The sequence below is a fragment of the Pseudomonas sp. HC1(2025) genome, from assembly GCF_058742075.1.
Map to the genome: position 1 here is coordinate 3,172,151 of NZ_CP196017.1, position 13,011 is coordinate 3,185,161.

Annotated in this window: 12 protein-coding genes; 3 read left to right on the top strand and 9 right to left on the bottom strand. The window is 60.6% G+C overall.

The genetic code is table 11. The features are described 5' to 3' along the window. Positions 1-145 precede the first annotated feature (145 nt). The 3 genes from ACSSVH_RS14205 to ACSSVH_RS14215 all read right to left on the bottom strand — a co-directional run bounded on the left by ACSSVH_RS14205 (position 146) and on the right by ACSSVH_RS14215 (position 4,777). The gene (locus ACSSVH_RS14205; protein ID WP_170057215.1) at positions 146-1,588 is read right to left on the bottom strand and encodes an outer membrane protein transport protein; all 1,443 of its coding nucleotides are present in this window, start codon (positions 1,586-1,588) and stop codon (positions 146-148) included. A 98-nt stretch (positions 1,589-1,686) separates the two neighbouring features. Next, positions 1,687-2,196, bottom strand: coding sequence for an alkane oxidation protein activator PraB (gene praB / locus ACSSVH_RS14210; RefSeq protein ID WP_169953093.1), 510 nt, complete (start codon positions 2,194-2,196; stop codon positions 1,687-1,689). 478 nt (positions 2,197-2,674) lie between these two features. Further along, positions 2,675-4,777, bottom strand: a complete 2,103-nt coding sequence (locus ACSSVH_RS14215; RefSeq protein WP_432754232.1) for an EAL domain-containing protein — start codon at positions 4,775-4,777, stop codon at positions 2,675-2,677. Positions 4,778-5,209: 432 nt separating this feature from the next. Between ACSSVH_RS14215 and ACSSVH_RS14220 the strand changes: the two genes are divergently transcribed. Together ACSSVH_RS14220 and ACSSVH_RS14225 are read left to right on the top strand one after the other, a co-directional pair. After that, positions 5,210-5,422, top strand: coding sequence for a hypothetical protein (locus tag ACSSVH_RS14220; protein ID WP_346266482.1), 213 nt, complete (start codon positions 5,210-5,212; stop codon positions 5,420-5,422). 32 nt (positions 5,423-5,454) lie between these two features. Next, on the top strand, positions 5,455-5,793 hold the full coding sequence (locus ACSSVH_RS14225) for a DUF6388 family protein (RefSeq protein WP_169953087.1): 339 nt from the start codon (positions 5,455-5,457) through the stop codon (positions 5,791-5,793). A gap of 37 nt (positions 5,794-5,830) precedes the next feature. On the opposite strand, the gene ACSSVH_RS14230 is transcribed toward ACSSVH_RS14225, so the two are convergent. Together ACSSVH_RS14230 and ACSSVH_RS14235 are read right to left on the bottom strand one after the other, a co-directional pair. Continuing rightward, the gene (locus ACSSVH_RS14230; protein WP_169953085.1) at positions 5,831-6,652 is read right to left on the bottom strand and encodes an aldo/keto reductase; all 822 of its coding nucleotides are present in this window, start codon (positions 6,650-6,652) and stop codon (positions 5,831-5,833) included. A gap of 57 nt (positions 6,653-6,709) precedes the next feature. Then, complete coding sequence (locus ACSSVH_RS14235) at positions 6,710-7,747, bottom strand: AraC family transcriptional regulator (protein ID WP_432754233.1); 1,038 nt, start codon at positions 7,745-7,747, stop codon at positions 6,710-6,712. Positions 7,748-7,972: 225 nt separating this feature from the next. On the opposite strand from ACSSVH_RS14235, the gene ACSSVH_RS14240 reads away from it, so the two are divergent. Then, entirely contained in the window at positions 7,973-8,911 is a 939-nt protein-coding gene (locus ACSSVH_RS14240) for a SphA family protein (protein WP_492633342.1), read from the top strand. Between the two features lie 56 nt (positions 8,912-8,967). Here ACSSVH_RS14240 and ACSSVH_RS14245 read toward each other — a convergent pair whose 3' ends face one another. From ACSSVH_RS14245 to ACSSVH_RS14260, 4 genes are all read right to left on the bottom strand, one after another. After that, positions 8,968-10,179 (bottom strand): DSD1 family PLP-dependent enzyme, encoded by a 1,212-nt coding sequence (locus ACSSVH_RS14245; protein ID WP_492634715.1) that lies wholly within the window; start codon positions 10,177-10,179, stop codon positions 8,968-8,970. 68 nt (positions 10,180-10,247) lie between these two features. Then, on the bottom strand, positions 10,248-11,576 hold the full coding sequence (locus ACSSVH_RS14250) for a D-arabinono-1,4-lactone oxidase (protein WP_492634716.1): 1,329 nt from the start codon (positions 11,574-11,576) through the stop codon (positions 10,248-10,250). Positions 11,577-11,650: 74 nt separating this feature from the next. Further along, positions 11,651-12,016, bottom strand: a complete 366-nt coding sequence (locus ACSSVH_RS14255; RefSeq protein ID WP_432754235.1) for a c-type cytochrome — start codon at positions 12,014-12,016, stop codon at positions 11,651-11,653. Between the two features lie 154 nt (positions 12,017-12,170). After that, positions 12,171-12,923 (bottom strand): outer membrane beta-barrel protein, encoded by a 753-nt coding sequence (locus tag ACSSVH_RS14260; RefSeq protein ID WP_492633343.1) that lies wholly within the window; start codon positions 12,921-12,923, stop codon positions 12,171-12,173. Positions 12,924-13,011 lie beyond the last annotated feature (88 nt).

Consider the following 13,011-nt stretch of genomic DNA (forward strand, 5'->3'; position numbering starts at 1 on the left):
GTACCCGCCAAGAGGGATGGTGAGTGGGCTGCAGCTATCGCGGGCAAGCCCGCTCCCACAGGGGATCTGTGCCGGGCACAGAAGTTTGGCCACACCACCGACCCACTGTAGGAGCTGGCTAGCCCGTGCTCGCAGGGGATCTCGCTCAGAAGGCGTAGGTAGCGCCCAGGCTAAGCACTTCGCCTTTGATCTGGGCTTTTCCCTCTAGCGACGCGGCGCCAAGACGGTCAATGTTCTTGGTCTTGAGCTTGACACTTTGCACAAACTGCCGCGAATAAGCGCCGTCGATGCTCAAGCCCGGAATCGCCCGGATGTGGTAGCCAAAACCCAGGGACGCAAATACCCGATCACCATCCGGGATCCGTGGGTCGCGGGTGGAGTTGGGGGTTGGGGTCTGGTCAAATGCCACGCCGCTGCGCAGGGTGAACTCGTCGGTGAGGGCGTAGTCGCCACCGATGGCGTACGTCCAGGTGTTTTTGTAGTTGTACGGAATCGATACCAGGGTGCTGCCATCCGACTTCAAGGTCAGCGCCTTGAACGATGACCATTGGGTCCAGGTGGCACTCAGGCCCAGGGTCAAGCGCTCAGAAAACCGGTGGACCCAGTCCAGGGACGCATTGGCCGGGATGTCCAACTGTGCCGAGGCATTGGCACCACCGGGATACAGATGCAGGCCCGGATAGGCCAGTTCGACCAGGGTCTTGCCATCGAGTACCGGGGTGGTCATCAGGTCCCTGGAAAGTGCATCGGCATGGATATTGTATTTACCCTCCAGCTTGTTACTGATCTTGGCGTGGTAGTTCAGGCCGAAGGTGTCGTGCAACGTCGGCTTCCAGGCCATGCCGGCAAACCAGCCCAGGGAGGTGTTGTCGACCTTGACCCGCATCAAGGCGCTGCCCTGGCCCGCCGGAAAGGGAATGTTGCCCAGGTCCGGCGACTGCGCGGCGGCGGCATACAGGTCGACGTTCTGGCTCACGAAGCCTTTGGTGTGCTGCACAATCGCACCGCCGCCCACGGCAAACTGCTCATTGACCTTGAACGATAACGAACCGGTCAGGCCCACGGTTTCGATCTTGGTGTCCACCGCAAAGTCGCGGCCTTTCCAATCTTCGTCCCACGTCGTGCGTGCGCCCATGGGCACCACTTGGCTCAGGCCGAAGGCAAAGCGCTCGTTGAGCGGTATCACCACAAAGCCGCTCGGCACCCAGGCGTCGAAGCCGCCTTGGCCACCGTTGCCAGTACGGGGGGTGGACGTCGTGAGGCCAGTGTCCGGGTCGAACACCGTGCTGGACGCCGGATTGCCCATGTAGTCATGTGCCGAGCCTTTGTATTTGATGTCGATGTCGGCGTAGTTGAGGGTGAACTGCGAGATGCTCTGGTCAATAAATGCCATCGCCGCCGGGTTGTTGTAGGCCGCCGAGGGATCGTTCTGGAACATCGCCCCTCCACCGAACGCCCGCCCCCAGCCGGCAGTACTGGCCGTCGGCGTCATGAATGCGCCCGCCTGGACCTGACTGCCCCCGGCCATCAGCCCAGCCCACATTGCCAGGCCGAGGCATACCCGGGCCTGCTGCTTCTTGTCACTCATGCTCGACTCCTTTTTGTTATCCGCCGTACAACAGGCGCCTCTATCGAGGCGCCTGCCTTTCACGGGTGATCAGCCCTTTGCACCAGAGAGTGAGTTGCTCACGGCCCTACGCTGAGCGTCGGCACCCTGACGCTCAAGGATTGGACGGCGCAGTTGCCGGACAGCGGTTGGTTTTTACCGGTCAGGGTGCGGGTCGCCTGGTCCCATTCACCATTCAACGTACCCGCGCCGCAGTTGGATGCCGGGAATGCCACGGTCCAGCCCACGTTTGACACGGTGCCAGTGCCGGTGCCGGTGCTCGCGTTATAGCTGGTGGCGGTCAACACCCAGCCAGGAGACGGAATGTTTTTCAGCTTCGGCAGATTGCACAGGCCACCGCCGGTCAATGTGGCCGACGTCACGGTGGCGACACCACCGCTGACATTGCCGCCGAACACGATGCCGCACGAAATGGGAGCTCCCAGGGAAGATGGCGACGTTACAACAATGGTGCCTGGATCAGTGGTAAACGGGCCTTCCGGGGTGATCGACACAGCGCTGGCCATGGAAGCTGCGCCAAACAACAGAGCAAAGGAACTTATACAAACGAGGGTCTTCAAGCTTTTCATTATTTTTCCTCACATAAATAGCGAACTAAGTCGCCGGGATAATGGCCATGATCAAGCGCCCACGGTAAACCGCAAGACGCTCTTTCCAGCCAAATTCAAATTCAACTAACGATATACTTACACTTGTTTAAGCAACAACTTCCCGAGTCAAAGCCGCATTGAGTCCGCCGTAATGATTAATCGGCAGATCACTAAAAGCCAAACTTTGCGCAGGTGTAACTTAAAATCCTTGCGCGCCTCAAATGCCATGCCTGCCGCACTAAAAGCCAAGGCATAGACACTGAGCAAGGACACAGCCATTAAGTAAGTTTCAATTTAAAATTCTTTTTCAAAATTCGTATTAAATAATCTACCTGAAAAAACGCCGCACACCAGAGGGCATTTTCCATTTGCGACTAGTCCTACGAATTAGCTGTGTATGCAGTAGGAAGACCCATTAAAGCGGACACTTCAATACGCGGGTTATATGTAGAAGGATTTATACGCCGGCCTGCGCATTACCATTGGCCGCACATTTGCGCACAAAGTCTTGTACCCCGTCACAGGGCAATGCTTTGCTGAAATACCAGCCCTGGATAATCAGCTCTGCCCCGGCGTGGCCCCTGCCCGACTGCACGAAGGCCAATTGCTCGGCCGTTTCCACCCCTTCAACCACCACTCCCAGGTTCAGCGCTTCGCAAAAGCGCAACATGCCGATCAATACCTGGGCGCCCTTGGGGTCCTGCTGGGCCACGACAAAGCTGCGGTCGATCTTGATGTAGTCCACCGGGAACTGGTGCAGATAACTCAGCGCGGAAAACCCGGTGCCAAAGTCGTCGATATAGACCTTGGCCCCAATGCCCTGCAGTTTTTCGATCATCTGCCGGGTCATCTGAATGTCGCCCACCAGCGCATCCTCGGTAATCTCCACCGACACCTGGCCGTTGGCCTGGGACAGGATTTGCACCAGTTGCCGGCCATACGCCGGGGCGGTCAGGGTGGCACTGGAGACATTGATGGTGATCGGCAGCGCAAAGCCGATTTTCTGCCACTTCAGGTATTGGCGTACGGCCTGGGAGGCGACCCACAAGTCCACGTCCGGCATCAACCGGGCCTGGGCCAGCCACTGGAGGAACTCCCAGGGCGAATGCACCTTGCCTTGGCCATCGCGGGCCCGCATCAGTGCTTCGCAGCCAGTGCACAGGCCCGTCAGGGAGGACACCTGGGGTTGGTACTCCAGGTAGAACTCGTAGTCGCTGATCTGCTGGATCCTGCTCAATTCAATGGCCTGGCGTGCCAGCGCCTTGTGCGACGCCAGCACCGGGTCCAGTTCCAGTAGGCGGCCTTTTTCTTCGAGCCCGTGAAAGGTCATGTCAAATGACTTGAGGTAAACCGTACCGCCCTCTTGCGCCTGGCGATGGATCGCGCGCACGTAGGGCGCATAGACGAGCGTGCCCAAGCCCAGCAGCACCAGTTGCAACGCCACCGCAGCCAGGTCGCCCTGGGTGCTCAGGTAGGCATTGAGCAGCACCGGCGCGGTAAATGGCACGCTGGCCACCGCAGGCGAAACCCAGCCGGCCTGCACCACCAGTAACGCCAATACCGTGTTGATCACCGGCACGGCTAAAAAGGGTATGAACAGGCGCGGGTTGAGGATGATCGGCAAGCCGAACAGCAACACTTCGCTGACGTTGAACAGTGACAGCGGCAGGCTGGCCACTGCCAGCAGGCGCATGGATTGGGTCTTGGAAAACAGCAGGATCGCCAGCAACAGGCACAGGGAACCGCCAGCGCCACCAATAAAGGCAAAGCAGCCCAGCAGGCCGCCGTTCAACAGGTACCGGATCGGCTCCCCCGCCGCCAGCGCCGTGTTGTTGAGCACCACGGCCTGGTCCAGTGCGTCAAACAGCGGTTGCATCGCATACACACCATGGATGCCAAAAAACCACAGCAGCGAGTTGATCGCCGTGACAAACATCCCGCTGCCATAAGGCGACTGCAACGCATCAAGCATTACCGGGCCCTGGAACTGCACCACATGGGGTACCTGCAACAGCAACGACAAGATCACCACCAGCAGCAATGCGGTGATTGCCCCTGGCACCACCATGTTGACGGTGCCCTTGAGGTTGTGCCCCACCAGGTCTTCGTTGACCAGGCGGGTCCAGCGCCACCGATGCAGCCAGGCAATCGCCGGGACATTGATCAGTGGCGAAGCAATAGCAATAAACAGAACGAAGGTTGCCGACGCCCGTGGATAATCGCGCAGGACAAAGGTCGCAATGACCACATGCGCCAGGCACAGGAAGGCCACCGGCAACTGTGGCAAGCGGTGCTGGATCGCCAGCATATAGCCGATGGAAGCCGCCACCAGCAGCGGGATCACTGAACTGATCTTGGCGTGCAGGCCCGCCAGGAAGGCCACCAGCGGCGGGGGAAAATCGAGGATACGCGCACATTCAGACAACAGCAGGAACCCTGCCGAAACCAGCAGGCACGGCAAGATCCATAGCAAGCCTTCGCGGATGGCCCGCAACGACTCTGTGCTCGCCAAAGCCGCCAGGCGCCGGGTGAAGAAGAGTTTGAACAGCGTTTGCGCCATGATTATCTCCTTGCCCTGGGGCCATCCCAGCGGGGCCAGCCCCTCGACCAGAGTCTTCAACGATGGCTTAACGCTACACGTGCAGGCCGCGAAAATGAAAGGACTTTGCCGCGTCTGGCGGCGATGCGCCGTCTTGCGGGGCCAGTTGGCGTGCAGACAAGGGTGTAATTTCCTACGCTTTTTGAAACAATAGTGCGCTTACGGGCCTTGCGCCCACGCGTCTGGAGCAGGTTTTCGGAACCAACTGCAGCCCGCACAGGTCATCAGCTTCGTGGGTCTGTCGACCCCCAGGCCGGTATCGAACGACTCGAGCCACGGACCACTTTTACACCCAAGGGGTCGCTACGCCGACTGACCCAGGGATCTCAGGGAGATGTATTGAACATGCAACGCAGGATTTCAAATCGCGCACGACCTCTGGTTTTCACTGTAGTGCTCTGGTTGTGTGGGGTCGCCGTACTGTTTTTGATCAAGGCCGCGGTCGAAGCCGTCGAAGGGCCTATCAGCAAAACCTGGGTCGACTTGACCCTGGTGCTCGCTGCGTACCTGTTTTTCTTTATGCTCGATCCGCTGCAACAGTGGACGGCCAATCGCCTGCGTAAACGCGCCCGCCGCAAGAGCCGCTACGAACAAGCCTCGTCCTGAGGTCGGGCAACCTGTACTGCTGGAGTAACCCCTTGTCTGAACCTGGCGAAAACCTTCGGCTTGCCCTGGATATTTTCCTGGAGCAGCGCCCCGAGCTGCGCGCCGAACTGGACACGCTGAACCCCTTGGCCGCCCAGGCCAAGCGCGAAACCATGGCCCAATACCGTGCCGAACGCCTGCACGAAGCCTTTGAGGCCGAGGCCGAGGCGCAGAACCTGTTCGCCTGGGAGCTGACGCTGCAGCTGATCAGCCAGTCGCCGCAGGAGTTCGAGACCAAGCGCCTGGAAGTGCATAAGGAAGTGGCCCAGATGGCAGGCCTGGAGTGGGCTGAGTACTGTCAGTTACATGGCCTGGCTGACCGTAGCGGGTAACCTTTGCGGGCAGCGAAAACGGCATCGCGTCGCGACATCACACCATTGCCAGCGGATGCTTGCGTATCGGCGCACCGAATACCCGGTCGATGGCGTCCAGGTCATGCTCGTCGAGCACCAGCCTGGCCGCCGCCGCGTTGAGACGCACGTGCTCGGGGGTCACGGCCTTGGGGATGGCGATAACGCCGTCCTGGCGCAATACCCACGCCAGGGCAACCTGGGCCGGTGTCACCCCATGGCGACGGGCAATCTGCTTGAGGGTGGGGCTGGCCAGCAGCTGTCCACCCTGGGCGATTGGGCAGTACGCCATCAACGGCAGGTTGTGTTGTTGCCACCAGGGCAACAGATCGAACTCGATGCCGCGTTGTTCGATGTTGTAGAGCACCTGATTGGTGGCGCAGGCAGGTGATGCCAACTCTTGAAGGTCCGAGACGTCGAAGTTGGACACACCCCAGCGCCCGATTTTGCCGGCGTCACGCAGCCGTTCAAAGGCTTCAACCGTTTCTGCAAGGGGGTATTGCCCGCGCCAGTGCAGGAGATACAAGTCGATGTGGTCGGTACCCAGGCGCTTGAGGCTGGCTTCGCAGGCGCGGGGAATCCCGGCTTTGCTGGCGTTGTGGGGGTAGACCTTGCTGACCAGGAACACCTGCTCGCGGCGCCCCTGGATCGCCTGCCCGACCACTTCTTCAGCACCGCCCTCGCCGTACATCTCGGCGGTGTCGATCAGGGTCATGCCTTCGTCGATGCCCAGTTGCAGCGCAGCGACTTGTGCCGTTCGCTGTCCAGGGTCTTCACCCATACGCCAAGTGCCTTGGCCGATGACCGGAACCGGGGTACCCGCCAGATCGATGGTGCGCATGCCAACCTCCAGATAAGTGTGCGTTGCCCTAATGTGGCACTGAGCGGGCTGCGGGGTTCAATGCAAATCCGTGGGCATGCCCCGAAACGCACTGGGGCTGAGCCCCGTCCAGCGCTTGAACGCCCGGCGAAAACTGCGTACGTCACTGTAGCCGACCTCTTGGGTAATACGCTCGATGGACAACCCGGGGTTGCCCAGCAGCCCCATGGTGCGAGAGCGACGTACCTGTTCGAGCAAGGCTTCGAACGTCAGCCCATGGTCGGTCAGGCGCCGGCGCAGGGTGCGCCCGCTCATGTTCAGGTCACGGGCAACTTTTTCTAGCTGGCTGCCCTGCAAGTCGCGGGAAATGGCGCGCTCCACCGCCTGGATCAGGTCCATTTTGCGGTGCAGTTCGGCACTTTCCAGTTCCAGCAGGCCAATGGCCTGACGCAATGCCAGGGCATGGTGGTTGGGCAACGGCACATCAAGCCACCGGGTCTCCAGGACCATGCGGTTATGCAGGCAGCCAAAGCGCACATCGTCACCGAACAAACGCTGGTACTCGCCGGCATACACCGGCGGCGCATGCATGAACTCCATGCGCAATGGCTTGAACTCGCTGCCCACCAGGGTGCGACCGTAGATCATGAGGCTGGCGAAGAACTCCTCGGCGGCAAACACCTGGACCTCGGCATAAGGCAACAGGCATTCGACATCCACCATGACCTCCTGCGTGCCTTCATGGGTGCGTGAGGTGGCGATACCGCCGGAGGTGTGCTGGTGGCGCTCGCCCACGGCAAAGGCATCGCGCAAGGTCTTGCACAACGAGATGACATGCCCCAGCAGGCCCAGGGTGCCCAGCACGTTCTGATTGCCGACACACAGGCCCAGGCCCTGCTCGGGCAGGATCTTGAGGGCACGCTGGATCATCGCCACCGCCTGGCGATAGGAAATGCGTAGCGCCGGGTCTTCCAGGTCGGCCAGGGTAAACCCCAGGCCACGGCACAGATGCTCGGCATTGGCGCCCTTCTGCGCCACGACCTGCCCCAGGGTCTGCAGGAGAAAAGGCGACACCAGCGCCAATTCGTAGTGTGGATCAACGGTTTTGCTGTGCATGGATCTGCGATTCCCGACTCTATGCCCGGTTATTGTTTTAGAAACATCCTGACAATCATAGGTGCTTGCAAGGCTCGCCGCACTCTGAATGAACGGTGTCCGGCAAAGCCCCCTTATGTGGCCGCCAATACCCTGCCCACTGGGGCGCCAAGGGCTTATTTCTATGGGCGCGGCTGCGATGAGGGCCGCCGGTGCATTCATCCAACAATAATAATGAGCCCAGCCATGAACCCAACCCGCGCGCTTGCCCCCCTGCCCCTTGCCCTGGCCCTTATCAGCCTGCCGACCCTGGCCACGGAGGGCGGCGTGGACAATATCGGTCCCGGTACCGATGGCTTTTACATCCTGCCCCTGGATGTCGATCACCTGCCGGACCACATGTTCGCCTTCAACCTTTACTACAACCACTATGAAGCGACGAAACTGGACATCAGCTCCCTGGGGGGCAAAGTAGCGCAGGTAAAGATCCGCTCGGACGCGATCATCCCGCGCCTGGACTACCTGAGCCCGCTGCGGGTGTTTGGCGGGCGGCTGGGCGGCTACATTGCCCAGCCATACCTCAAGCAACAAGTGGCGCTGTTCGGCATGTCGGACCAACGCGAAAGCATGGGCGACACCACCATCGCGCCGATCATCCTGTGGGACCTGGGCACAAACCTGACCCTGGGCGCCGCCGTGGAAATCACTGTGCCTACCGGTGAGTACGATGCCTCGCGCCTGGCCAACACCAGCAACAACTTCTACACCTACAAGCCGCTGGTGTCGGTGACATGGCTACCCAACGAGCGCACTGAACTGTCGATCAAGACCACCTACAGCTTCAACCAGGAAAACCACGACACCGACTACCGCTCCGGGCAGATTTTCCACTTCGACTACTCGGCCAGCTACAAAGTGAGCGACAACGTCAGCCTGGGCATCAATGGCTACTATCTCAAGCAGACGACTGACGATAAGCAGTACGGGCGCACTGTCACCACTTTCTACGGCGAAGACGTCGACGATGGGGTGCGGGGCCAGGTGTTTGCGGTGGGGCCGGCGGTGTACTTCACCTTTCTCAAGTACGCCAGTGCGGAGATCCGCTGGGCCAAGGAATTTGATGTAGAGAACCGGCCGCAAGGCGACATGTTGTGGGCCAAGCTAACGATCCCGTTTGCGTTGTAGCCGCCCTGCAACAAGGCCTTTGCCACAGGCCGGTTCCTACACAGGCGTGCGCAGTTTCAACCCGTGTAGACCGGCCAGCTGTCGACAATTTTGCCGCCGCGCACCGCCAGCAGATCGCCAAACTGCAACAGCACCGACTCAGTCTGAGTCGGGCGCAAGAACACCTGATCGTCGATGTTTAAGCCAACCCCCGGCGAACCATTGACCATCTCCTGATTGGAGCTGCGGCCATATAAGCCATTACTTTGCAGCCCCAGGGGCGACTCGAACTCAGCCATCCAGTTACCGCCATAGATAAAGAACGTCTCGCGCTGGTTGCGATCCCACCAAGACAACAACCGGGACTTGTCGTCCAGCGCCGGGATGTTGACCGCGCCGGTGCTTTTGAGCACCGGCGTGGCGATGTAGGCCGCCGGGACGTGCTCGCTGAGGGAGGGCAAATCATAATGCGTGGGTTTGAGCATGGCGGTGCCCACAGAGACTTCGCTGCTCAACTGCTCCTGCTCATGCATCCCATAGCTGGGGCTGCCAGCGGTATTGAGCGTCAGGCCATCACGCCACAACGCGGCAAACTGCTGGCGGGTAAAGTCGACAAAACCGTGGTAACGCTGCATGACCTTGTCGAACAACGCCTGGGGCGAGCCCAGGATGCCCGGCACGCCCATGCCGACAAACGGGTCATAGCCCATGAACCCTGCAAACTCCAGATGCTGGGGATGCGCACTGATCAGTCCGAGCATCTGCCCCAACACTGCGTTATCGCTGATACCGCCGCGATGCAGGCCCACATCCAGCTCGATATTGATCCGCAGCCGTGTGCCCAGGCCCTGGGCCAGCGCCAGGTATTGCTGCAGGCGCTGTGGCGTATCCAGCAGCCACTGCAATTGCCGGGCGGGGTCGAAAGGCCCCTGGTGCCCTTGATAAAACAGCTCGGCAGAACGCACCGGCAACGGCTTGCCCAGCAGGATATCGGCGTCGGGGAACACCTGGGCATCATGGTTCAGAAAGGGTTGGTGAAACGACATCAGGCGCTGTGTGCCGGCGCGCTGGGCAATGTAGGCCAACAGGCCCGGCGCAGGCAGGGATTTTTCCACCAGCCGCAGGTGCTTGCCGCCGCGCCGCACTGATTGCATCACGATGTCGATGTTGTGATCCAGACGATCCAGGTCAATCAGCAACACCGGACGCATCGGCCCATGGGCCTTGAGCTGCTGGTTCAACTGGCGAAAATACGCGCTGTACGGCGCGCCCCGGTCAGCCGGACGCAGCAGCGCGGCGCCCGCCACCAGCAAGGCTCCGGCGCCGAGGGTGCCGGCCATGAAGTTTCTGCGGTTCATCAGGCAACTCCCAGGATGGATGACAGGTGCGCGTTGAGGAACTTGCCGCCGGGATCGAGGGCCTGGCGCACCCGCGCGAACTCATTCCAGCGCGGATACAGGTCCTGCAAGGTGCGGGCATTGAGGCTATGCAATTTGCCCCAGTGCGGCCGGCCGGCGTATTTCCAGAAGATCGGCTCGACCGCAGCGAAGAAGTTGTGATGGTCCATGGTGTAGTGCTGGTGCACCGAGATCGAACAACTGTCGCGGCCTTCAAACATGCTCAGGGGAATATCGTCGGCCTTGACGTAGCGGTACTCGATGGGAAACCAGGTACGCAGGTCCTTGTCGCGGATCAACTTGAGGATTTCCCGCAGGCAGGCCGGGCCATGTTCGGCGGGCACCGAATACTCCATCTCGTTGAAACGCACATTGCGCACGTTGGCGTAGACCTCGAACGATTCGGCCACCCGGTCCTGGAAGCTGGCGAAATAGCGCAGGCTGTTGAGCAGTGTGCGGCGGGTTGCGGGGAAGTCGCTGGCATATTTGTCGAGGTTTTCGATAATCGACACGAACTCATTGCCGCCCGCCTCTGACGGGTCGATTGGCGGGGTCGGGGCTTCGCTGGTTTCGTTGAGGGCGATGGACAACGCGTAGTCGGAATGGGTCACCACCAGCATCTCCCAGTGCTGGTTCTCCCGGGTGTTGTTTGCCACGTCCTCCAACAGCTCCTCGGTGCGGGCGATCCATTGGCGCTCCCGCAGGCGATAAGGCGTGCGGTTTTGCATGCGCACGCGGGTGGCCACGCCAAGCGCGCCCAGGGACACACGGGCGACGTTGAACACCTCGTGCTCACGCCCAGCGTCGCACTCCAGCACCTCGCCCTGGGCCGTCACCAGTTGCAGGCCGGTGACACCGGCGGAATACGAGGTAAAACCGACCCCGGTGCCATGGGTCGAGGTGGAAATGGCGCCGGCCAGGGTCTGGTAGTCGATATCTGCCATGTTCGGCAGCGCCTGGCCGACCGCCTTGAGCGCAGGCCCCATACGGGACATGGGCGTACCGGCGGCAAAGGTGGCTTGCAGGCTGCCGGGGTCGTGATCGAGCAAACCATTGAAAAAACTCAGCGACAGTAACGTGCCATCTGTCGGTACCAAGGCGCTGAATGAATGGCCCGAACCCACCGGGCGGACCTTGCCCGGGGCGTGGCGGATGACCTGCACCAACTCATCCAGGTCCTTGGGCGCCAGGCGCTCCAGGGGCAGGCAGGCTTGTGCACCCGACCAGTTGCGCCACGGGATCAAGCGCGGCGCCCGGGCCAACTGGGCCAGCGCCGGTTTGCTGCTGATTGCCAGGAACGCGCCGACTGCGGCCGAACGCTGCAACAGTTGCCTGCGTGAAAGCACCATCACCTACCCCATTATTATTGAATGTGAACACCGGCCATGAAGCTGATCAGCCCCAGGAACTGCTCCTCGGAACACTGCATGCACAGACCCATCGGCGGCATGCCCTGGTAGCCGTTGAGGGTATGGTCCAGCAGCGTGTCTGCGCCCTGGGCAACACGTGGGGCCCAGGCCTGGCTGTCGCCGGTCAGTGGCGCGCCGGATGCAGGGTTGGCGTGACAGAGTTTGCAACTGGTGTCGTAGAGCCGGGCCAGCGCCAGGTCGGTGGGCACGGCGTTGCTCGCCGTGGCGGGCGGGGGATGTTGCGGTTTGTCGTTACAGGCTGACAGCAGGCCCAGCAAGGCCAGCAGCAACCCCATGCGACGGGGGGTTGTAGACCACATAGCCACCCTCTCTTGTTGTGTGAACAGCAGGGTTCACACTAAGTCAGTGGCGGCGCGGTGTTGAGGGTATTGGGGGACACAAAGGGGGGCTTGGGCGGACAGGGTCGGGCGACCGGCGCTCCATGACAGACCGCCGGCGCCCGCGACAACTGGCTTAGAACGCCAGGCCGACCTTGAAGCCGTACTCATCGCGCTTGAGCTTGGTGTTATCGGCTACTTCGGAATCCTCATCGAGCTTGTACTCGGTGCGGGTGTAATACAGGCCGGCCATCACTGGCAGGTCGCCGTTCTGGTTCATCAGCAGGCTGACTTCGGCGTAGGGATTGGTGCGGTCCTTGAGGTCCACGGTGTCGCTGCCGATGCCGTCGACCTTGAGCTTGGTGCGGCCGTCGAGGGTGTGGCGCGCACCCAGTTCGACGCGCATGGTCATGCTGTCGAACTGATGGTTGTAACCCACCGCCGCCTTGGCAAACGGCGACTTGCTGGTGAGTTTCATGTCGTAGTCGCCAGAGTCCGGCTCATAACGGGTCCAGCTGTAGCCACCACCGACCAGCACATCGACGAAGTTGCGCGCATCCAGGGCGGCGCGCCAGCCCAGATCGAGATCGGCCTGGCCGTCCTTGAGCTTGTTGTCACTTTTCTTGCCGAACTTGGCGTCTACACCGGCCTGGTAGATGAAGCCGGATTCGGCAGTCAGCTTGTTGCCGAAGTTATAGAACACCCCGGCTTGCGGCATATGGTCCTTTTCGCTTTCGCTACCGCCTTCGAGCTTGAAGTCGTTGTAGCTGCCCAGGATACCGAAGGTGGAAATCGGGTCGGTGGACGGTGCAGCAAAAACCACGGCCGGCGCGGCAACCAGGGCCAGGACCGAAGAATTCTTGAGGATTTTTCCGAATAGTCTGGACATCGTTTTACATCTCCTTTTGAGGTGGGCAAATTATTCAGGAATCGGTTCGAACCCCCTGTTTTGCAAAAGGTTCGATTTAATTTGCCTT

What these genes read in the sequence shown, in the direction of transcription:
- ACSSVH_RS14260 (WP_492633343.1), bottom strand. Translation starts at nt 12,923, where the DNA reads ATGTCCAGACTATTCGGAAAAATCCTCAAGAATTCTTCGGTCCTGGCC.
- praB (WP_169953093.1), bottom strand. Translation starts at nt 2,196, where the DNA reads ATGAAAAGCTTGAAGACCCTCGTTTGTATAAGTTCCTTTGCTCTGTTG.
- ACSSVH_RS14205 (WP_170057215.1), bottom strand. Translation starts at nt 1,588, where the DNA reads ATGAGTGACAAGAAGCAGCAGGCCCGGGTATGCCTCGGCCTGGCAATG.
- ACSSVH_RS14235 (WP_432754233.1), bottom strand. Translation starts at nt 7,747, where the DNA reads ATGCACAGCAAAACCGTTGATCCACACTACGAATTGGCGCTGGTGTCG.
- ACSSVH_RS14215 (WP_432754232.1), bottom strand. Translation starts at nt 4,777, where the DNA reads ATGGCGCAAACGCTGTTCAAACTCTTCTTCACCCGGCGCCTGGCGGCT.
- ACSSVH_RS14240 (WP_492633342.1), top strand. Translation starts at nt 7,973, where the DNA reads ATGAACCCAACCCGCGCGCTTGCCCCCCTGCCCCTTGCCCTGGCCCTT.
- ACSSVH_RS14255 (WP_432754235.1), bottom strand. Translation starts at nt 12,016, where the DNA reads ATGTGGTCTACAACCCCCCGTCGCATGGGGTTGCTGCTGGCCTTGCTG.
- ACSSVH_RS14230 (WP_169953085.1), bottom strand. Translation starts at nt 6,652, where the DNA reads ATGCGCACCATCGATCTGGCGGGTACCCCGGTTCCGGTCATCGGCCAA.